19 protein-coding genes and 1 other RNA gene are annotated in these 20466 nt (G+C 66.4%); 8 read left to right on the top strand and 12 right to left on the bottom strand.

What is annotated here, in order from left to right; translation table 11 throughout:
• The first annotated feature begins 75 nt into the window (after positions 1–75).
• The 4 genes from ACCQ04_RS07490 (at position 76) to ACCQ04_RS07475 (ending at position 4597) form a co-directional block, all read left to right on the top strand.
• Complete coding sequence (locus ACCQ04_RS07490; RefSeq protein ID WP_065032440.1) at positions 76–1764, top strand: ATP-binding cassette domain-containing protein; 1689 nt, start codon at positions 76–78, stop codon at positions 1762–1764.
• Complete coding sequence (locus ACCQ04_RS07485) at positions 1748–2833, top strand: HlyD family secretion protein (RefSeq protein WP_024939322.1); 1086 nt, start codon at positions 1748–1750, stop codon at positions 2831–2833. Before ACCQ04_RS07490 ends, ACCQ04_RS07485 begins: the two co-directional genes overlap by 17 nt.
• Complete coding sequence (locus tag ACCQ04_RS07480) at positions 2830–4233, top strand: TolC family protein (RefSeq protein ID WP_226426517.1); 1404 nt, start codon at positions 2830–2832, stop codon at positions 4231–4233. The genes ACCQ04_RS07485 and ACCQ04_RS07480 overlap by 4 nt, the downstream gene beginning before the upstream one ends.
• A gap of 151 nt (positions 4234–4384) precedes the next feature.
• Positions 4385–4597, top strand: a complete 213-nt coding sequence (locus ACCQ04_RS07475; RefSeq protein ID WP_166771139.1) for a hypothetical protein — start codon at positions 4385–4387, stop codon at positions 4595–4597.
• Positions 4598–4868: 271 nt separating this feature from the next.
• Here ACCQ04_RS07475 and ACCQ04_RS07470 read toward each other — a convergent pair whose 3' ends face one another.
• From ACCQ04_RS07470 to hrcA, 6 genes are all read right to left on the bottom strand, one after another.
• Positions 4869–5996 carry a prephenate dehydrogenase gene (locus tag ACCQ04_RS07470; RefSeq protein WP_226426518.1) on the bottom strand — a complete coding sequence of 376 codons (1128 nt, stop codon included), beginning with the start codon at positions 5994–5996 and terminating at the stop codon, positions 4869–4871.
• Positions 5993–6901 carry a pyridoxal kinase gene (pdxY, locus tag ACCQ04_RS07465; protein WP_226426519.1) on the bottom strand — a complete coding sequence of 303 codons (909 nt, stop codon included), beginning with the start codon at positions 6899–6901 and terminating at the stop codon, positions 5993–5995. The genes ACCQ04_RS07470 and pdxY overlap by 4 nt, the downstream gene beginning before the upstream one ends.
• Positions 6902–7235: 334 nt before the next feature.
• Positions 7236–8363 carry a molecular chaperone DnaJ gene (dnaJ, locus tag ACCQ04_RS07460; protein WP_024939317.1) on the bottom strand — a complete coding sequence of 376 codons (1128 nt, stop codon included), beginning with the start codon at positions 8361–8363 and terminating at the stop codon, positions 7236–7238.
• A gap of 159 nt (positions 8364–8522) precedes the next feature.
• On the bottom strand, positions 8523–10448 hold the full coding sequence (gene dnaK, locus ACCQ04_RS07455) for a molecular chaperone DnaK (protein ID WP_016901561.1): 1926 nt from the start codon (positions 10446–10448) through the stop codon (positions 8523–8525).
• A gap of 142 nt (positions 10449–10590) precedes the next feature.
• Positions 10591–11109 carry a nucleotide exchange factor GrpE gene (grpE, locus tag ACCQ04_RS07450; protein WP_010366360.1) on the bottom strand — a complete coding sequence of 173 codons (519 nt, stop codon included), beginning with the start codon at positions 11107–11109 and terminating at the stop codon, positions 10591–10593.
• A gap of 99 nt (positions 11110–11208) precedes the next feature.
• The gene (gene hrcA / locus ACCQ04_RS07445) at positions 11209–12261 is read right to left on the bottom strand and encodes a heat-inducible transcriptional repressor HrcA (protein ID WP_024939315.1); all 1053 of its coding nucleotides are present in this window, start codon (positions 12259–12261) and stop codon (positions 11209–11211) included.
• Between the two features lie 116 nt (positions 12262–12377).
• Between hrcA and recN the strand changes: the two genes are divergently transcribed.
• Positions 12378–14042, top strand: coding sequence for a DNA repair protein RecN (recN, locus tag ACCQ04_RS07440; RefSeq protein WP_047128487.1), 1665 nt, complete (start codon positions 12378–12380; stop codon positions 14040–14042).
• 112 nt (positions 14043–14154) lie between these two features.
• Here the strand turns inward: recN and fur are convergent, their stop codons facing one another.
• Positions 14155–14565, bottom strand: a complete 411-nt coding sequence (gene fur, locus ACCQ04_RS07435) for a ferric iron uptake transcriptional regulator (RefSeq protein WP_016901564.1) — start codon at positions 14563–14565, stop codon at positions 14155–14157.
• 104 nt (positions 14566–14669) lie between these two features.
• Here fur and ACCQ04_RS07430 point away from each other — a divergent pair, with 104 nt between their 5' ends.
• On the top strand, positions 14670–15065 hold the full coding sequence (locus tag ACCQ04_RS07430) for an outer membrane protein assembly factor BamE (protein ID WP_039528130.1): 396 nt from the start codon (positions 14670–14672) through the stop codon (positions 15063–15065).
• Positions 15066–15341: 276 nt separating this feature from the next.
• Here the strand turns inward: ACCQ04_RS07430 and ACCQ04_RS07425 are convergent, their stop codons facing one another.
• Complete coding sequence (locus ACCQ04_RS07425) at positions 15342–15617, bottom strand: RnfH family protein (protein WP_167708715.1); 276 nt, start codon at positions 15615–15617, stop codon at positions 15342–15344.
• A 2-nt stretch (positions 15618–15619) separates the two neighbouring features.
• Entirely contained in the window at positions 15620–16051 is a 432-nt protein-coding gene (locus ACCQ04_RS07420) for a type II toxin-antitoxin system RatA family toxin (RefSeq protein ID WP_016901567.1), read from the bottom strand.
• A 60-nt stretch (positions 16052–16111) separates the two neighbouring features.
• Between ACCQ04_RS07420 and smpB the strand changes: the two genes are divergently transcribed.
• On the top strand, positions 16112–16615 hold the full coding sequence (smpB, locus tag ACCQ04_RS07415; RefSeq protein ID WP_006449452.1) for an SsrA-binding protein SmpB: 504 nt from the start codon (positions 16112–16114) through the stop codon (positions 16613–16615).
• A gap of 142 nt (positions 16616–16757) precedes the next feature.
• Here the strand turns inward: smpB and ACCQ04_RS07410 are convergent, their stop codons facing one another.
• The gene (locus ACCQ04_RS07410) at positions 16758–19214 is read right to left on the bottom strand and encodes a S8 family peptidase (protein WP_226426520.1); all 2457 of its coding nucleotides are present in this window, start codon (positions 19212–19214) and stop codon (positions 16758–16760) included.
• Between the two features lie 133 nt (positions 19215–19347).
• Here ACCQ04_RS07410 and ssrA point away from each other — a divergent pair.
• Positions 19348–19744: a transfer-messenger RNA gene (gene ssrA / locus ACCQ04_RS07405) on the top strand.
• A 187-nt stretch (positions 19745–19931) separates the two neighbouring features.
• On the opposite strand, the gene ACCQ04_RS07400 is transcribed toward ssrA, so the two are convergent.
• Together ACCQ04_RS07400 and ACCQ04_RS07395 are read right to left on the bottom strand one after the other, a co-directional pair.
• Complete coding sequence (locus ACCQ04_RS07400; protein WP_226426585.1) at positions 19932–20102, bottom strand: hypothetical protein; 171 nt, start codon at positions 20100–20102, stop codon at positions 19932–19934.
• A gap of 107 nt (positions 20103–20209) precedes the next feature.
• Positions 20210–20455: a hypothetical protein gene (locus tag ACCQ04_RS07395; RefSeq protein ID WP_226427121.1), complete on the bottom strand. Its 246-nt coding sequence runs from the start codon at positions 20453–20455 to the stop codon at positions 20210–20212.
• Between the last annotated feature and the right edge of the window lie 11 nt (positions 20456–20466).

Here is a 20466-nt window from a genome sequence, read left to right as displayed (position 1 = left end):
CTCGAATAAGTGCTGCGGCCTTGTTCGCCAGCTGCAACTCGTCAATGCTTCATTGAACTCATCAACGGAAATCGAATGGCGGGCAAGCAGATCGGATGGCGGGAAGCGGGAGCCTGGCTGGCGGAAATCGTTGGGCCGGACATGCCCTATGTGCGCCTGGCCATGGTGTACGGAGTCGCGATCAGCCTGCTGTCGCTGGCCACGCCGATCTCGGTGCAGTTGCTGATCAACAGCGTGGCCAATACCGCGCTGGCGGCGCCGCTGTGGACCCTGTCGAGCCTGTTGCTGGGCCTGTTGCTGCTGGTCGCCGGCCTGAGCGCGATGCGGGTGTGGATCATGGCGCTGTTCGAGCGCCGGCTGTTCGCACGCGTGGTGTCGGAAATCACCGTGCGCGCGGTGCATGCGCAGAATCCATTCTTCGCCGACCAGAACCGCGGCGACATGTTCAACCGCTACTTCGATCTGGTGGTGGTGCAGAAAGCGGTGCCGAGCCTGGCCATCGGCGCCTTCACCATCGTGCTGCAGTCGGCGGTCGGGCTGATACTCACCAGCTTCTACCACCCGTTCTTCCTGGGCTTCAACGCCCTGCTGCTGCTGGTCATCTTCGGCATCTGGATGATCTGGTCGCGCGGGTCGATCCGCACCGCGGTCGACCTGAGCCATGCCAAGCACGAGGCCGCGCGCTGGCTGGAAAGTGTCGGCGGCTCCAACGGCTTCTATAAATCCAGCCGCCACCTCAACTTTGCGATGGACCGCTCCGAGTCCGTCACCGCCGCCTATGTCGACCGGCATCGGCGCCACTTCCGTTACAGCTTCACCCAGACGGTGGCGTTCCTGCTGGTCTACGCGATCGCCAGCGCGGCGCTGCTGGCGCTGGGCGGCAACCTGATCCTGCGGGGCGAGCTGTCGATCGGCCAGCTGGTGGCAGCCGAGCTGATCCTCAGCGCGGTCTTCTACGGCATCTCGCAACTCGGTGCGTACCTGGACGCGTTCTACGACCTGGTGGCCAGCTCCGAGGAACTGTCGCTGCTGTTCGCCATCCCGCAGGAACGCGCGGTCGTGGCACCCGGCAAGACGCCCGGCAACAGCGCGGTGCGCCTGGACGGGGTGGTGATCGACGGCGCGCGTTTCGATTTTTCGCTGGCTGCCGGCGAGCAGTTGGTGACGATCGCCGATGGCGGCGCGGAGCGGCTGCTGGCGATGATCCTCAAGCGCCATGTGGTCCCCGATCGCGGGCTGGTCATGGTGGGCGGTGCGGACCTGGCCACCTTCGACATGTATCTGCTGCGCTCGGAAGTGACGGTGCTCGACCGGCCGACCATTGTCGAGGTCACCATCCGCGAATATCTGGCGCTGGCGTCGGCCGATGTGAACTCCGAAGCGATGCTGGAGGCGATCGATGCGGTGGGCTTGCGCACCCGTATCGCCGCGCTGCCGCAGGGCCTGGACACGCGGCTGGCCGCCTCCGGCTACCCGCTGTGGATCGGTGAAGTGATGGCCTTGAAGCTGGCCAATGCGCTGCTGGTGCGCCCGCGCGTGCTGATGCTGTCGCAGCTGTACGACCTGATTCCCGCCGACCGCCTGGCCGGCGTGCTGCGACGCCTGAAGGCGGCCGGCACCACGGTGCTGCTGTGCACCGGGCGGCCGGAAGACATCACCCTGGATGGCTGGTTCCACCTGCAGCCCGAGCGACAGCAGCGCTTTGCCACCCGCGCCGAACTGGTCGCCTCCACGCAGGAGGCAAACGATGCAGCACGCTACTGATCGCAACGCGCACTTCCCCACCCTGGCGGCGATGCGCCCACCGAGCATTGCCAAGGCGCTGGCCTGGATGCTGCTGATCGGCATTGTCATTGCCAGCGCGATCCTGGCGCTGGCGCCGTGGGTGCAGACCGCCAGCGGCAAGGGCCAGGTGGTGGCGCTGGATCCGGGCGACCGCCAGCAGCAGGTCACCGCCTTCGTGCCCGGCCGGGTCGAGCGCTGGTATGTGCACGACGGCCAGCATGTCTCGCGCGGCGATCCGATCGCGCGTGTCGGCGACCTGGACCCGGATCTGCTCGCCCGCCTGGCCAGCGAGCGGGCCCAGGTGCAGGCGGAAATCACCGCGATCCAGCAATCGCGCGCGGTTGCCAGCATCGATGTGGCGCGCAGCAGGCAATTGCTCGCCGAGGGGCTGGCCGGCCGCCGCGACTTCGAGCTGACCCAGATCAAGGTCGCCGAGGCCGATGCCAAGCTGGCCGAATCGCGCGCCAAGTTGACCCGCATCGACATCCAGTTGAACCGCCAGTCGGCGCAGCTGGTGCGTGCACCGCGCGATGGCCGCGTGCAGCAGCTCAACGCCGCCAGCGGCAGTGCGATGGTCTCGCCCGGCACGGTGCTGGCGGTGATCGCGCCGGAGCGGGTGGAGCGTGCGGTCGAGTTGTATATCGACGGCCGCGACGTGCCGCTGATCCGCCCCGGCCGCCCGGTGCGGCTGGAGTTCGAAGGCTGGCCGGCGATCCAGTTCAGCGGCTGGCCGTCGGTGGCGCACGGCATGTTCGATGGCCGCGTGCGCGCCATCGACCCCAATGCCGCGCCCGACGGCCTGTTCCGCATCCTGGTCGAACCGCAGCCGGGCAAGCCGGCGTGGCCGGCGCAGGAATTCGCCCGCCAGGGCGGCAAGGTGCGCGGCTGGGTACAGGGCGAAACGGTGAAGGTGGGCTACGAACTGTGGCGCCAGCTCAACAATTTCCCGCTGGAGTTTGGCCGCCGTCCGGCAGCGACGACGACGCAGGATGAGGGCAAGGCCAAGGCGGCGCCCAAGGCCGAAGACGACGAGACCGGCAAGAAATGATCCGCCGTCTTGTCGTCCTGCTGATCGCGCTCGCACCGGGCGTGGGCGCCGCCCAGACCACCCCGCTGACGCTGGACGAAGTGCTGCGCTCCTCCGCACGCGCTTCCCCGCAGATCGTCGAAGCGCTGGCCAAGGTCCGCCAGGCCGAAGGCAAGGGCATCTCGGCCGATGGTGCGTTTGATACCGTGTTCGATCTCGACGGCCGTTCGCGCGAGGCCGGCTACTACGACGGCAGCACGATCGAAAGCACCGTCAAGCGTCCCTTCGATGACAACGGCGGCTACTACTACGGCGGTTACCGCTCCTCGCGCGGCGCGTTCCCGGTGTACGAAGACAAGTCCTACACCGACCGCGGCGGCGAAGTGAAAGTCGGCGCGCTGTATGCGTTGCTGCGCGACCGCGTGGTCGACGAACGCCGCACCCGCCGCAGCGTTGCCGGTGGCGATATCGATGTCGCCCAGTACGAAGCGCAAATGGTCGCCATCGGCGTGCAACGCCGCGCGGTGGATGCCTACCAGAGCTGGGTCGCGGCCGGCCTGAAGCTGCGCGCGTACAACGAGCTGCTGCAGCTGGCCGAGCAGCGCCGCAATGCGATCTCCCGGCAGGTGACGCTGGGCGCGCGGCCCACCATCCTGCTGACCGAGAACGACCAGAACCTGGTCCGCCGGCGCGCCCTGGTGGTGCGCTCGGAGCAGGACTTCGCCAACGCCGCCAATGCCTTGTCGCTGTACCTGCGCGACGATGCCGGCATGCCGTTGATCGTCTCCACCGAGCGCCTGCCGGCCGATACGTCGGCGCTGGAAGGTCTGGCCGGTGCCAGCAGGATCACCGCGCCGGTGGAGCGCCCCGATTACCGCGCGGTGCTGACCCGGATCGACCAAGCCACCGCGCGGCTGATGCTGGCGCAGAACGATCTCAAACCACGCCTGGACGTCACCTTCGAGGTCAGCAAGGATCTGGGGGCGCCCGGTGTGGGCGGCCCGAACCGCTCGCCGACCGATGCGATCATCGGCTTCCGCTTCAGCGTGCCGCTGGAAAACCGCACCGCCAAGGGAAAGGTCGCCGAGGCACGCGCCGAGATCGAGGCGCTGGATCAGCGCAGCCGCTACCTGCGCGACCAGATCACCGTGGAGGTTGAATCGATCGTCATCTCGCTCACCGCTGCCGAGCGGCTGGCCAAGATCGCCGACGAAGAACGCAGCCTGGCCGACCGCCTGGCCGTGGCCGAGCGCCGCCGCTTCGAACTGGGCTCGGGCGACTTCTTCCTGGTCAATCAGCGCGAAGAAACCGCCAACGATGCCCGCGTGCGCCTGATCGATGCGCAGGCGCGCATTGCCTCGGCGCGTGCCGAGCTGGCAGCGGCAACGGCCGACCGGGACGCATTGCATCTGAGCCGTTGAGCAAGCTGCCTGCTGGCTCCCGAGCGGTGCCGCAGTGCGCAATGACGCCCGGGTAACACCTGCCTGCGCATGCTCGCCTGCACCGGCCCGGCGCCGGGCGTGCGGTCCCTGGCGGCTCGCACTGCGACCCTGAAATCCTTCGGAGGTGCGTATGTCTTTCCGGCAATTTCCCGCAATCGGTGCAGATGGCGAGTCCTACGTCATCATCGAATTCCGCGACGAGCTCGAATCCCGCAACGGGCCGCAACCACGCACGCAAGCGCATACCGCGCCACGCTACGAACTGCCCGATGGCCGCCGCCTGCAACGGCAGGGCCAGCGCTTCATCACCGCTGGTGGCGAGCTGCGCCTGTCGACGCCCTGAAATAGCACTGGTCATTTTTTGACCAACCTGTCTGTAGCCGTTGCCGCGCAAAGGCTGCGCGCAGTTATCCACATGCTTGCGCAGGTTTCATCCACACCCTGTGTGGATGAAACCGGTCTGCCTTATCCGGCATTGCGCCCAATGACAATCACCCTCGCCCTTGGCGGCGACGCATGCGGTGTCACTCGGCCAGCACATGATCGGTGCCTGATATCTGCACCCTGCTGCGGCCATCGACAGCGGGCAAGCCCACGGTCGCCCCGCACTGCTGCTACCCGTTGCGGTCGGAACGCTCCAGCACCCGTCCGATGCCGCTGCGGTCGATTTCGCTGGCCGCCTGCGCCAGCGCGGCGCGATCGCTGCCCGGCTCGAACCCGATGCGGAAATGCAGCTCGCCCACCGGCGTGCGCGAGGAGTGGATCGACGACAGGTTCACCCCATGCTGCTCGAACACATGCAGCAACGCACGCAACGACCCGGGCTGGTCTTCCGGCAGATACACGCTCAGGGTCAGCAGTTCGGTGAGGTCGGCCAGCAGGTAGCCCACGCGCTCATAGGTGTAGTTGCCGGCCGCGAGCGATTCGCCCTGCAGCGCCTGCGCGTTGTCGTCCAGGAACCGGGCGCGAAACTGCGCGCGCGCCGCATCGTCACCTCGCGCGACCAGGGCGCGCAGCTCCTGCAGTTGCAGCAACAGCCGATCGAGCATCTCGCCGACGTAGGGGTTGCCGAACTGGATGTCTTCGTAGATCGCCGGATTGAGCGAGAGGATGCGTGCGATCACCGCGGTATCCAGCTCGAACGAGGCCGAGCGATACGGCATCAGCGCGCGCAGCTCGCCGAGCAGCGGCGCGTAGTCGCGCAAGGTGCCGGCCTGCGCCAGATGGGTGGCGTGCACCATTGCCTGCACCAGCGCCATCACGCGGTCGTGGTGCTCGGGCGTGGCGTACACGCACTCGGCCTGCAACGCGGTACACAGCGCCTGTACCCACGTGGACCAGTGCTGCAGGCGTGCCTGGCAGACCACCATCACCCGACCTTTCAAGGTGGGCGATTTGGGCGGTGCGGTCATCGGATGCAGGCCGACGACCTCGGCCGGCGAGGCCAGCATCGCGGCCACCGGTGCCTGCTTGATCGAGGTGACATCCATCCACAACTGCGACGCGGCACGCGGGCCGGCAAGCGCCACATAGCGCTCGATCAAGCCGGCGGTGTGGCGGATCGGTGCAGAAAAAATCAGCACGTCCGCACGCTGCGCCAACGTGGCTTCATCGATGTCGCCATCAACGGCCGGATCGAAGCCGATCACCTCCAGCCGCATGCGCGTGCGCAGGAACTGCGCCAGCCAGCGTCCGTAGGCGCCGGCGATGCCGACGATGCCGACCACCGGCTGCGCCATCACGCCAAGCGCTCGACGGCAAAGCGCGGTGCGGCCGCGAGTGCGGCCGGCGCGGCGGCCAGCACATCGAACTCTTCGAAGCCTGCAGCCAGGGTCGCTTCCAGCGCGCTGTGCACGCCGCTGAGCGCGTGCCCCACCGCCTGCTCGAACGGCACCTCGCGCAGCAGCAAACCGATCAGCAAGGCCATCAGCACATCGCCGGTGCCGGCCACATCCACCGGCAGATGCGGCGTGGCCCATCGATACACCGCCGTGTCGCTGACCGCCAGGGTCACCAGCTCACCGGCCGCACCGGCCACGCTGTGCGCAAGCACCCATTGCGGGCCGCGCGCCAGCAATGCGCGCGCGGCGACGATGGCATCGTCCTGCTGCAGGCTCGGCAAACCGGTCAGGCGCCCGAGCTCGAACGCATTCGGCGTCACCAGCCAGGCATGCGGCAACAGCCGCTCGGCGAAGACGCGCTCCAGTCCAGGCTCGACATACGGGCCGGTGTGCGTGTCGCCGATCACCGGATCCAGGCAATACCGCAGCTGCGGCGCCTGCGGCAGGGTTTGCTCGAGCCATTCTGCGAATGCCTCGCCATTGGTCAGGCTGCCGAAGTAGCCGGAGACCAGCATGCGCGCACGCTGCGGCAGGCCGCGCTCGGTGGCACCCAGCAACAGGTCAGCCAACCAGTCGGCCGGCAGGATGCGGCCGCGCAAGGTGGCGTAGAACGGCGCGTTGCTCAGCAGCGTGGTGGGCACTTCCGCCACCCGCAGGCCCAGCGCACGCAACGGCGGCACCGCCGCGCTGTTGCCGGCATGGCCGTAGACCAGTTGCGATTGCACCGAGATCACATCGATCGGCGAAGGACCATCCGGGCGCTGGCGGCGACCGTGGACGAGGTGACTGTCGGGGGCATTGTTCATCGCCGCATTTTACGCCAGCGCCACCGCGCGCCCGGCGTCGATCGATGCGCCCACCGTCCGCTCGCCGCTGCGCACTCCGCCGCCAGGCTGGTCTATGCGCCGGCGGCAGTCGCTATCGCCCTTACCTCTGCGGGCTCCCGCCGCACAAACGCAAATGCCGGCCCCTGGGGCCGGCATTGATAGGGAGAACCTCGCTCAGCCGTGCAACTCTCCGGGCATTTGGAAGCGGGCATCCGCTCCCACGAATCCCGAATCGCCACACTGGCGCACCATCCCTGCAGGCCCGGTCACGCCGCCCTTACGATTCCCCAATCCCGATTCCCGACTCCCGGCCTCAGGACGTCATCCGATCCCAGAAGCCCTTGACGCCATCGATGAACGTGGCCGACTTGGGCGAATGCTTGCGGGCATCCTCACCGGTGAACGTGGCCTCGAACTGCTGCAGCAACGCGCGCTGGTCGGCGGTCAGATTCACCGGCGTTTCGACCACCACGCGGCAATACAGATCGCCTTCGGTACGGCTACGCACCGAGCGCACACCCTTGCCGCGCAACCGGAACAGCTTGCCGGTCTGGGTTTCGGCCGGAATGCGGATTTCCGCCTCGCCGCCCAGGGTCGCCACACGCACGGTGTCGCCGAGCGCCGCCTGCGAGATGCGGATCGGCACTTCGCAATGCAGGTCGTCGCCGTCGCGCTGGAAGATCGCATGCTCGCGCACGCGCACCTCCACATACAGGTCGCCCGGCGGCGTGCCAGCCGGACCGGCCTCGCCCTCGCCTGCCAGACGGATGCGGTCGCCGGTATCCACACCGGCAGGCACCTTGATCGACAGCACCTTGTCTTCTTCCACGCGACCGGCGCCGTGGCAGGTCTTGCACGGATTCTGGATCAGCGTGCCGCGCCCGTCGCAATGCGGGCAGCTCTGCTGCATGGCGAAGATGCCGCGCTGGATGCGTACCTGGCCGCGTCCGTGGCAGGTCCCGCACACTTCCACCTTGCCGTCTTCCGAACCGCTGCCGTGGCAGGGCTCGCACTCGATCAGGGTCGGGATCTCGATGCGGCGCTCGATGCCGGCGACGGCTTCTTCCAGATCCAGTTCCAACACGTAACCGACGTCGGCGCCACGTCGCGCAGCGCGCGGACCGGCGGCGCCACCGCCGAAAATATTGCCGAAGATATCGCCAAAGATATCTCCCATGTCCGGGCCACCCGGCCCACCACCACCGCCCATGCCGTGCTCGAACGCAGCGTGGCCATGCGCATCGTAGGCACGACGCTTGTTGCCGTCCGACAACACTTCATAGGCTTCCTTGCACTCCTTGAACATCGCCTCGGCAGCAGCGTCGCCTGGATTGCGGTCCGGGTGGTGCTTCATCGCACAGCGCCGATACGCCTTCTTCAGCTCCTCGTCGCTGGCGCCACGGGCAACGCCCAGCACTTCGTAGTAATCGCGTTTGCTCATAAGCCGGTATTGGGGATTCGTGATTTGAGATTCGTTGAAACGCAAAAGCGGACAGCATGCGCTGGTCCGCCTTGGCGACGCGACGCGTAAAGGATATCGGGATGGGGATCGGCACCTTTAGCGGCTGCCAATCCCCACTCCCGACTCCCTAATCACGGCTTACTTCTTGTCGTCCTTGACCTCGGTGAACTCGGCGTCCACCACGTCGTCGGCGGCCTTGGAGGCCTGCGCGTTGCCGCTGGCCGCATCGGCGTTGCCGCCCTGCTCTGCCGCGGCGGCGGCGGCGTACAGCGACTGGCCGGCTTCTTCCAGGGTCTTGCTGCGGGCTTCGATCTGCGCCTTGTCGTCGCTCTTCATGGCGGTTTCCAGATCCGACAGCGCCGCTTCCACCTTGCCGATCACATCGCCACCGACCTTGCTGCCATGCTCGGTGATCGCAGTGCGGGTGGCGTGGATCAGGCCATCGGCCTGGTTACGGGCCTGCACCAGTTCCTGGAACTTCTTGTCTTCCTCGCGGTTGGCTTCCGCGTCGGCGACCATGCGCTGGATCTCTTCGTCCGACAGACCCGAACCGGCCTTGATCTCGACCTTCTGTTCCTTGTTGGTCTTCTTGTCCTTGGCCGACACGTGCAGGATGCCGTTGGCGTCGATGTCGAAGGACACTTCCACCTGCGGCATGCCGCGCGGCGCCGGCTCGATGCCGGACAGGTCGAACTTGGCCAGCGACTTGTTGAAGCGGGCCTGCTCGCGCTCACCCTGCAGCACGTGCACGGTCACGGCCGACTGGTTGTCCTCGGCGGTGGAGAAGGTCTGCGAGGCCTTGGTCGGGATGGTGGTGTTCTTTTCGATGATCTTGGTGAACACGCCGCCCATGGTTTCGATACCTAGCGACAGCGGGGTCACGTCCAGCAGCAGCACGTCCTTGACGTCGCCGGCCAGCACGCCGCCCTGGATCGCAGCGCCCACGGCCACGGCTTCATCCGGGTTGACGTCCTTGCGCGGTTCCTTGCCGAAGAAATCGGCAACCGCCTGCTGCACCTTCGGCATGCGGGTCTGACCGCCGACCAGGATCACTTCGTTGATGTCGCTGGCGCGCAGGCCGGCATCGTTCAACGCGGTGCGGCATGGCTCGATCGACTTCTTGACCAGGTCTTCCACCAGCGCTTCGAGCTTGGCACGGGTCAGCTTGATGTTGAGGTGCTTCGGGCCCGAGGCATCGGCGGTGACGTACGGCAGGTTCACTTCGGTCTGCTGGCTGGTCGACAGCTCGATCTTGGCGCGCTCTGCGGCATCCTTCAGGCGCTGCAGTGCCAACGGATCCTTGCGCAGATCGATGCCCTGATCCTTGTTGAATTCGTCGACCAGGTACTCGATGACGCGGTTGTCGAAGTCTTCGCCGCCCAGGAAGGTGTCGCCGTTGGTGGCCAGCACTTCGAACTGCTTCTCGCCATCGACTTCAGCAATTTCGATGATCGACACGTCGAAGGTACCGCCGCCCAGGTCGTACACGGCGATCTTGCGGTCGCCGCCGTTCTTGTCCAAGCCATAGGCCAGGGCGGCCGCGGTCGGCTCGTTGATGATGCGCTTGACGTCCAGACCGGCGATGCGGCCGGCGTCCTTGGTGGCCTGACGCTGGCTGTCGTTGAAGTACGCCGGCACCGTGATCACGGCCTCGGTAACCTTCTCGCCCAGGAAGTCCTCGGCGGTCTTCTTCATCTTTTCCAGCACGCGCGCAGAGATTTCCTGCGGCGCCATGCGCTTGCCATCGCTGGTCTGCACCCAGGCATCGCCGTTGTCGTGGGCAAGAATGCCGTACGGCACGTGCGAGATGTCCTTCTGCACTTCGGCGTCGGTGAACTTGCGGCCAATCAGGCGCTTCACCGCGTAGAAGGTGTTCTTCGGGTTGGTCACCGCCTGGCGCTTGGCCGAGGCACCGACCAGCACTTCGCCGTCCTTGGTGTAGGCGACGATCGAAGGCGTGGTGCGGTCGCCCTCGGAATTTTCGATGACGCGGGCCTTGCCGCCGTCCATGATCGACACGCACGAGTTCGTGGTGCCGAGGTCAATACCAATGATCTTGCCCATGGATACGCTCCTGATGATTCTGTAGCTGTGTCCGGCGACGCCGGGTCTGGCTGAGATGTGGGGGTGGTGCGCAGGTGTTCAAGCCACCTGCACGAATCTGCGTTTCGCGCATGCGCCCGGCAGTTCAGCCGGGCGCTGCGGTTCAGTCGTGCTTGGCCACGACCACCAGGGCCGGGCGCAGCAGACGCTCGTTGAGCAGATAGCCTTTCTGGAACACCTGCACCACGTGGCCCGGGGCGATGCCCTCGGCCTCGCCCTGGCTGATCGCCTGGTGCTGGTCCGGGTTGAACGGCTGGCCGACCGGGTCGAGCAGGGTCAGGCCGTTGTCAGCCGCGACCTTGAGCAACTGCTTGTAGGTCATGTCCAGGCCATCGCGCAGCGGGCTGGGTTCGGTGCCGGCCGCGGTCAGGCCGGCGTCCAGGCTGTCGAACACCGGCAGCAGCTCGCCCAGCAACTTCTCGTTGGCGAACTTGCGCGCGTTCTCGACGTCGCGGGCGATGCGCTTGCGCTGGTTTTCCAGATCGGCCCGCTCGCGCAGGGCATCGGCCTTGACCAGCGCGATCTCGCTGCGCAGCGACTCGATCTCGGCCTTGAGCGGATCGGTCTCGGGTGGGTTCTGGGACAGGTCTTCGGAGTCGAATTCGGGGTGGTCTTGGTTCATGTGCAGTTCCCGGGCAAGCGGAACGCCCGCCCCAACGTCACCCCGTATGTGGGCGCGCGCGCGCGTTTCAAGCAAAACGATCGTATCGATCGCTGCCGCTTATCGCGTGCCGGGCGGTTCCATGGCCGCGCCCAGCACCTGGGCGGCGGTCTGCACCAGCGGAATCACCCGGTCGTAGGCCATGCGTTTGGGCCCGATCACGCCCAGCACGCCCAGCACCTGGCCATTGGCGGCATACGGCGCGGTGACCAGCGAGACATCGTCCAGCGACAGCATGCCGGTCTCTTCGCCGATGAAGATGCGCACGCCCGGCGCCTGGATGGTGCGTTCGAGCAGCTGCAGGATCTCGCGCTTGCTGGCGAAGGCCTCGAACAGCTCGCGCAACCGGTCCAGGTCCGACAGGTCCTGCACGCCCATCAGGCGGGTCTGCCCGGCCATCACCATGTCGTCGGCGTCGGCAGGCACCAGCGCCTCGCTGGCCAGATCCACGCTGTGCGCCAGCAGCTGCTCCATCTCGTTCTTGGCCATGCGCAGCTCGCGCAGCAGCGAGGCGCGGATGTCCGACAGCGCGCGCCCGGCAAATTGCGCATTGAGGTAATTGGCCACCCGCTCCAGCTCGGCCGGCTCGTAGGCCCGGCGCGGCTCGATCACCCGGTTCTGCACCTCGTTGTCGGCAAACACCAGGATCGCTAGCACCCGGCGCGCGTCCAGCGCCACAAAGTCGATATGCCGGAACGCGAACTGCTCGCGCCGCGGCGCACTGACCACGCCGACGAAATGGCTCATCGCCGACAGCATCTGCGAGGCGCTGCCCAGCAGCGACTGGGTGCCGTTGCCGCTGGCAAGCTCCGCGCGCAGGCGGCGCACTTCTTCCTCGCCGGGCGGCTGCATCTGCACCAGGCTGTCGACGAACACCCGGTAACCGTGCGCGGTGGGCACCCGCCCGGCCGAGGTATGCGGAGAGCTGAGCAGCCCCACATCCTCCAGATCGGCCAGGATGTTGCGGATGGTGGCCGGGCTGACGTCCAGCCCCGCATGCTGGGCCAGCGTCTTGGAGCCCACCGGCTCGCCATCGCGGATGTAGCGGGCAATCAGCGTCCGCAGCAATTGGCGTGCGCGGGGATCGAGCGTTGGGGACTGTGACGCGCGCATGGGATCATCCGGTGAGACTGGGCATAGATAATGTCTGGCCCTGCGGTTGGCAAGCGTCTTATTCCCTGCCCGCCGCTCCCACCCTAAGCTTCCCCAAAGCGTTCACACTCGATCCCATGCTCAGACACCTCTCCATCAAGGATTTCGCCGTCGTCCGCGCCACCGAACTGGAATTCGGGCCAGGCATGACCGTGGTTTCCGGCGAAACCGGCGCCGGCAAGTCGCTGATGGTGGACGCGCTAGGCTTCCTGTCCGGGCTGCGCGCCGACAGCGGCGTGGTCCGCCACGGTGCCGACCGCGCCGAACTGTCGGCCGAATTCCAGCTGCCGGCCCAGCACCCGGGCCTGACCTGGCTGTCGGACAACGAGCTCGACGACGACGCGCAATGCCAGCTGCGCCGGATCATCCGTGCCGATGGCGGCTCGCGTGCCTGGATCAACGGCCGCCCGGTGACCTCTTCGCAACTGGCGGAGCTGGCCTCGCGGCTGGTGGAGATTCACGGCCAGCACGAACACCAGGCCCTGATGGCCCGCCACAGCCAGCTCGCCCTGCTCGACGCCTACGCCCGCAACGGCGCGCAGCGCGAGCAGGTGCGCCAGGCCAGCCAGCGCTGGCAGGCCCTGCTGGACGAACGCGATGCGCTGTCCGCGCAGGGCGATGTCTCCGACCGCATCGGCTTTCTGGAACACCAGCTCAGCGAACTGGAACGCGAGGACCTGGACCCGGCCGCGATCGCCGCGCTGGACGTCAATCATCGCCGCCAGGCGCACGCCACCGCATTGATCGGCGCCTGCGACAGCGTGGCCCTGCAGCTCAATGGCGACGACGGCGCCTCCGCGCTGGGCCTGCTGCAGGACAGCCGCCATGACCTGGCGCGCGTGGCCGAGCACGAGCCGCGCCTGGGCGAGGTCGATGCACTGCTGGACAGCGCGGTCATCCAGATCGAGGAGGCGCTGGCCCTGCTCGACCGCGTGCGCGACGACCTGGAGGCCGATCCGGCCCAGTTCGAGGCGATGGAGCGCCGGCTCGGCCGCCTGCACGATCTGGCCCGCAAGCACCGCGTCACCCCGGACGAACTGGCCGCCCAGCGCGACCGCATGAGCCTGGAAGTGGAGAGCCTGCGCGGCGCCGACGAGCGCCTGCAGCAGCTGGACAAGCATATCGAGGCGGCGATCGGCGTCTGGCGCAGCGCGGCCAGCAGCCTCAGCGCCAGCCGCACCACCGCTGCCGAGGCCTTGTCGGCCGCCACCACCACGCTGATCGGCGAGCTGGGCATGGGCGGCGGGCAGTTCCTGATCCAGCTGCAGCCCCAGGACACCCTGCGCCCGGACCCCAACGGCGCCGAGCGGGTGGAATTCCTGGTCGCCGCCAACGCCGGGCAGCCACCGCGCGCATTGCGCAAGGTCGCCTCCGGCGGCGAGCTGTCACGGATTTCGCTGGCGATCGAGGTCGCCGCGCTCGGGCTGGACAGCGTGCCGACCATGGTCTTCGACGAAGTGGATTCAGGCATCGGCGGCGCGGTGGCCGACATCGTCGGGCAAAAGCTGCGCGCCCTGGGCGAAGAGCGCCAGGTGCTGTGCGTGACCCACTTGCCGCAGGTGGCCGCCAAGGGCCACGCGCACTATCGGGTCAGCAAGGCGCCGGTGGACGGCATGACCCAGAGCGCGGTCGAACTGCTCGGCCCGCAGGCGCGCCAGGAAGAGCTGGCGCGCATGCTGGGCGGGGTGGAAGTCAGCAAGGAAGCCCGCGCGGCGGCACGCAAGCTGCTGCAGAGCGCCTGAGCCGCCGGGCGCTGTCTCGGCCGCCATCGGGGTTGCCCAGGCAGCCGATGGCGGCAAACGCACAAGGCGGCCGAAGCCGCCTTGTCGTTACCGCGATGCCACCAGCTTGCCGTCAGCGCGGACGCTTCTTGCGCACGTACAGCACCAGCGAGTGCTCTTCCAGCTCGTAGCCATGCTGGGCGGCGATCTGCCGCTGCAAGGCCTCGATCTCTTCGCTCTCGAACTCGATCACGTGGCCGGTATCCACGTCCACCATATGGTCGTGATGGCCGCCGCGATCCAGCTCATAGACCGCCTGGCCGCCTTCGAAATTGTGCTTCAGCACCAGACCGGCGGCCTCGAACTGGGTCAGCACCCGATACACCGTGGCCAGACCGATTTCGTCGCCATGGTCGAGCAGCTGCCGGTAGATGTCTTCTGCGCTGAGGTGGTGCTGGTTGCTCTTCTGCTCGAGCAACTCCAGGATCCGCATCCGCGGGTGGGTCACCTTGAGCCCGACTTTGCGCAGGTCGTGGGTTTCCATATGTTCTCCGTTCATTGGCGATTTAGCGCCAGCTGCCATCAAACGGGTCGCGGCGACCGGCGGGAGTGTATCATCGGCGTGATTTCCTCAGCACTTAATCCCCGATGCGTAATCTCCTGCTGGTCGCCGCCGTTGCTCTTTCCACCGCTGGCTGCGGCATCATCTACAAGCAGCCGATCTACCAGGGCAATCTGATCAAACAGAATGCCGTGGAGCAACTGCAGGTAGGCCAGAGCAAGCAGCAGGTTAGCGCGTTGCTGGGTACCCCCTCGATCCCCGATCCATTCCATTCGCAGCGCTGGGACTACACCTCCACCCAGCGCGTGGACCGTCTGGCGCGCACCGAGATCAAGAACTTCACCGTGTTCTTCGAAAACGAGCAGGTCGTTCGCTGGGAAGGCGATTATTTCCCCTCGCAGGACGAGCAGCTGGCCAAGTCGGCACCCAAGCAGTTCGGTCGCAATCTGGCCCGCGACAAGAAAAAGCAGCGCGGCCGTTGATGCGCTCGGTCGCGCACTGCGCGATCGCCTGAGTGTCGCCGCACCAGAAAACGCATCCGTTTGAACGGATGCGTTTTTTATTTGCCTGGTCGCAGAGACGTGTTGGGTCAGGAACTGCAGCGCTGATCTGGATATCGACATCCGCGGTTTTCCGTCAGCCGTCTTGCGGCGACATGCGCCTGTTCAAGCTACCGGCTGCGCTCGCTTATCCAGATCGCTCAACAGAAGAGCTCACTGTTGCGCACAGCGCACATACGTCGCAGTGCCGGCCCACAGCTATCCGTTGGGACCGGCCTTTTTGCTTGGTCCGGCACGGCGACGCCGTGCCTCCTTCGGGTCCAGCAGCAGCGGCCTGAGCAATTCGACCCGGTCGCCGTCACGCAGCACCTGATCCGCGCGTGCAATCAGCCCATGGATCGCCTGCGCGGCAGGCGGTCGATCCGATGCCAGACCGGAGGCGGCAATCGCCTCGGCGACGGTGGCGCCCTCGGCCAGCTCCAGCGATACCGAACTGCAGCGGTCCGGCCAGGCCAGCACGACGTCGACCCGCATGCTCAGACGTCGCCGCGATCGGCGACCCGCACGAAATCGTTGACCATGCGGTCGGCCAGGCCTTGAAAGCCCAGCGCCAGCGCCGGACCCAACAGCCGCGAGCTGGTTTCCACCTCCAGGGTCAGGCTGACCTTGCAGGCGTTCTCGCCCAGCGACTGAAACTCCCACAGGCCTTCCAGGCGCTTGAACGGCCCGTCGCGCAGATGCATGACGATGCGCTGCGGACGTTCGAGCACGTTTTCGGTGGTGAACCAGGTGCGGAACGACCCCAACCCCAGATCCAGCCGCGCCACGATATGCGCCTGGTCCTGTTCAAGCACCTGCGCAGCATCGCACCAGCCGAAACGGCGCGGATAGGCGGCAACATCATTGACCAGATCGAACATGCGGGTGGCGCTGTGTTCGACCAGGGCGCTGCGACGGATGGTAGGCATTCGCTAACTTGTGAAAGACAGAAGATCGTTTGATGACGCCGAATCGGCGACAATGGCGGCATGAGCAAGAAACCAGCCAAGGATAAAGCAAACGGCGCGACGGCCACGAAAACCATCGCGCTGAACAAGCGTGCGCGCCATGAATACCACCTGGAAGAGCGCTACGAAGCCGGCCTGGCCCTGCAGGGCTGGGAGGTCAAGGCGATCCGCGCGGGCCGCGCTAACATCATCGATGGCTACGCCTATGTGCGCTCCGGCGAGATCTTCCTGATCGGCGCGCAGATCACCCCGCTGATCCAGGCCTCCAGCCACACCGTGCCGGTGGAACGCCGCGACCGCAAGCTGCTGCTGCACCGCCGGGAAATCGACAAGGTGCTGAGCAGCGTCGAACGCGACGGCTACACCCTGGTGCCGACAGCGCTGTACTGGAGCAACAACAAGGTCAAGCTGGAAATCGCGCTGGCCAAGGGCAAGCAGAACCACGACAAGCGCGACGCCGCCAAGGACCGTGACTGGCAACGCGACAAGCAGCGCGTGATGCGGCGGCATAACCGGGATGCGTGAGTAGCCGGGATTGGGGATTCGGCATTGGGGATTGGTAACGGCAAATCCATTCGCAGCAGGCGTTTGCATGGCTCTCGGCCCCGGCGAGCAACGCGGCGCGTAGAACCCATGCTCTTGCGAATCCCCAATTCCTAATCCCGAATCACGTCGCTCCAAGCATCCGCATCAAATTCGGCACTCCCCTGCCCTGCACATAGCGATCGCGTTGCAGGTCGGTGCTGGTGTCCAGCATCAGCTGCTTGACCCGATCCGGGAAGCCGATGAACTCGCGGCGGGCGGAGAGGAAGCCGGCCAGCACGCCGGAGACGTGCGGTGCGGCCATGCTGGTGCCGCTCATCTCCACCATCAGGCTGGCCGGATCTTTCGGGTCGAAATCGTAATAGGCCGACAGGATCTTTTCACCCGGCGCCACGACATCCGGCTTGCCGCGCCCATCGGCGGTCGGTCCGCGCGACGAAAAATACGACACGCCGTAATTGTGCGGGCTGCTCTTGTGCACCGAGCCGACCACGATGGCGTCTTCCAGATTGCCCGGGTCGCTGATCGACAGATCCATGTTGGCCGGATATGCATCGCCGTCGTTGCGCATCAACCAGGCCAGGCCTTCGTTGCCGGCGGCCACCACCACTAGCACGCCTTGCCGCCATAGCCGCCGCAACTCATTGCACAGCGGCGTAAAACCGCAGCCGTAGCTCTCCGGATCGAAGTAACCGCCCAGGCTCAGATTGACGCCATGGATGACCAGCTCGCCGGCGCGCTCGTTGATCGCTGCCACCTGCTGCAACGCCTTGATCATCCAGGAATCACGGCCGTTGCCGGCATCGTCCAGCACTTTGAACCCGTACAGCTGGGTGTCCGGCGCCATGCCGGCAAACTCCAGCGGTTTGCCCGGGTTGCCCTGCGCGTCGGGAACCACTGCGCGGCTATGGCCGGCGATGATCCCGGCGATATGCGTGCCGTGCCCGTGACGATCCAGCCGAGCGAAGGCATCGCCGTCGGCGCGCGTCAATCGCCTGGCTGCACCCCGCCGCGTGCAATCCCATTGCGCGACCACCGTGTCGCGCTCCCCCTTTGCGAAGAAATGCGGGTGACTGGCTGCGATACCGGTGTCCAGCACCGCCCAGCCGATCTGTTGCCCGCGCGCGCGATACGCGGTGCGCGCCGCATCGGCATGCAGGACGTTGCCGGACACGTTGATCAACGCGCGCTTGCCGGCATCGCGCCACACGCGCCGGAATCCCAGCGCGCGGTAGCGGTCCTGCAGCGATTCGATCTCGAACCGCGTCAGCCGCGCCGACACGAACCGCTGCAAGCCATCTTCCAGCTCGATCGCCTCGTCCAGCGCATCGCCGCTCAAGCCGGTGGTCGCTGCAGCCGTCTGGCGCAACTGCGCCAACAGCAGCGCACGCGTGGCGGCCGGGTCGTCGCCCAGCAACCGGCGATCCAGCTCGATCAGCACTTCGTGCCGATACTCGGCGCCATGTGCTTCCAGCTGCTCGCTGAGATCCTTGATCAGCACCGCATTGGAGACCGGTTGGTCGAAGCCGACGCCCACCGCTTCGCGCACCGCCGCGCGCACCTGCGGAATCGACAGATAGCCCGAGCCCGAATGCGCGTTGTGCTGCCAGTCCGGATTCAGGCGCGCGCCCGCGAGGTTTTCGAAACGCCCCTTGGCGTTGGCGATATCGTCGCCGAGATCCGGATCCAGCGCGATCGGGTCGCGCGTGTCGGCCACGTTGATCCAGCGCCGTACGCACGCGGGAAACGGCAGCTTGCGTGTGCCGGTCCAGCGCTTGAACATGCTGCGCACCTGCGGCAGGCCCAAGGGCGAGCCCAGGGTCAGGAACAGGCTGACCTCGCACTCGGCCGCCTGGAGCTGACGCAGCACGTCAAAGGCGATCATCGAGCCCTGGCTGTGCGCCACCACCACAAACGGCCCGCCACCCGAACGCAACCGCTGCGTCAGGCTCTCGCGCATCAGCGCCGCACGCTCGGGCACGAAGAACAAATCGTGCACGTCCTGCAGCAGCGCGGCGGAGATCAGCCGCAGCAGCACGCGGTTGATCGCATCGATCGGACCTTTGGCCTGCACCTGGCCCGCCGCCGGCATCGCGGGCGCGGCATCCAGTTCGTCCAGCAAGCGGTGCAGATCGACACGCTCTTGCTCGCTCTGCGCCAAGGCATCGGCGAGCAGATGCAGATCCTGCTCGCCTGGCACCAGCCCAAGCGTGCTCAAGGCGCGCTGCACGCTCTGATTGAGCGCCGGGCCGACATCGCGTGCGTCGCAGTTACCGGGTTCGGCAACCGGATAGCGCTCGCGATTGACCCAGTACGCCAGGCGCGTGCGCTCGCCCATCGGCCGCCCGAACAAGGCCTTGTCCCACTGACAGCGCAGCACCTCGGCCGGCGGCTTGTTGCCGATGCCATGGATGTAGATCACAGTGCGCGCCTTGCCCTGCACGCGCGTCAGTACGGTGTCCTGCGCCTGCTGCTGCGCAGCCTTGGCTGCGCGTCGAGGCCTGGGGGTGTCGACGCCCGATGCGCGTTTGCGGGGCGTGCTGCGTGCCTGCCGTGGACCTGGGGGCTTGCCTGTCGCCATCGTTTGGCTCCTTGATTACCAGACTTTTCCGTCCGATAGGACTGAAGCAACTGTAAGCGCTGCACGTCTCACCACTTGTGACAGGGCGCTCCGATCCCTACACTGATCAGGTCAGCGTTTTGATGCTTTCCCCGGGGGTGCACTGGTTTCGACGGGGGTCGCGAAGTCGCTTGGCGCATGCCGAGGGGGCAGCTTTCCTCGTTAATCCAGCAGCAAACTTTTAGTTGCCAACGATGACAACTACGGTTCGGACTTCGCTATCGCCGCTTAATTGGCTTTAGTTGTAGTTCTACAGCCGCCTTAGGCGAACCCCCGAACCTACTTGTGCCCGTGCTCGTAGGTGTAGGGTCATTATCACGGAACCATCGGTAGTGGCTGCCTGTCAGCTACCGGTTAGATAAAGCAGGCTGGTTTCCAGGTGCGCTTTGCCAACCGTGCTGCCTGGGAATGAGATCCAACGGAGGGCTAAGCATGTAGTGCTGGGGATGGAGTGCTTCCGGACGGCGGTTCGATTCCGCCCACCTCCACCAAACAACGGTCCTAAGACGACCGACTAAGGCCGGGACTCCTCGATGCAGAGGGCTTCCGGCCTTTTTCATGGGCGATACCCTGCCGTGGTGACGCATGATCGGCAGCGACATCGCGCTGACAGAATGTCGCATCGCGTCTCGCCCGACAGCCCCTGCATCGCAGACGTCGGCGGGCTTACCTGCTGAGTCAATTAGTGACGTGGGCGGTCTGTTCGGTGCATTCGGTGGATGCGGTTGCGACGACGCTGTCCGCGTCATGCGCCGGCACTGCATCGCCACGCAGTTGATCGAATAGCGCGAGCAGTTCAGTGGCTTCCTGCTGCAGCAGGGCCAGGGCACTTTTGTTGAGCTCTTGCATGTCGCTTCCGTCCAAGACGCTCCCCAGCGTTGTTCAGGGCTGGAAGCAAACCGTATGCCAGCTGGTGCGGTGCCGGCGTGGTCGATGCGACCGGGCACGCATGCCGCTTACGCGGACTCGAGCTGCCGCTGCGCTTCGGCATGCATCGCTTCCAGCGTCACCATGCCGGCAACCCGGGCGGCGGCCATGGCACTGCGGTGGTCGGGAAACGTGGCAGACAGGGCGCTGCCCGCTAGGTCGCCGGCGCTGGCCCCAATCTGGGCGATCTGCCAGTCGGCGACCCAGCCGCGGCTGGGGCCATCGCCCCGGGCAGCGCGACAGGTCAATCGATAGCTACCAAGGAAAATGACCACTCTGTTGCCCG

Origin of the sequence: Xanthomonas sp. NCPPB 2866, from assembly GCF_041475745.2 — a bacterium.
Lineage (GTDB): Bacteria > Pseudomonadota > Gammaproteobacteria > Xanthomonadales > Xanthomonadaceae > Xanthomonas > Xanthomonas arboricola.
The sequence above is the reverse complement of the archived record's forward strand: the minus strand, read 5'-3'. Positions and strand labels throughout refer to the sequence as shown.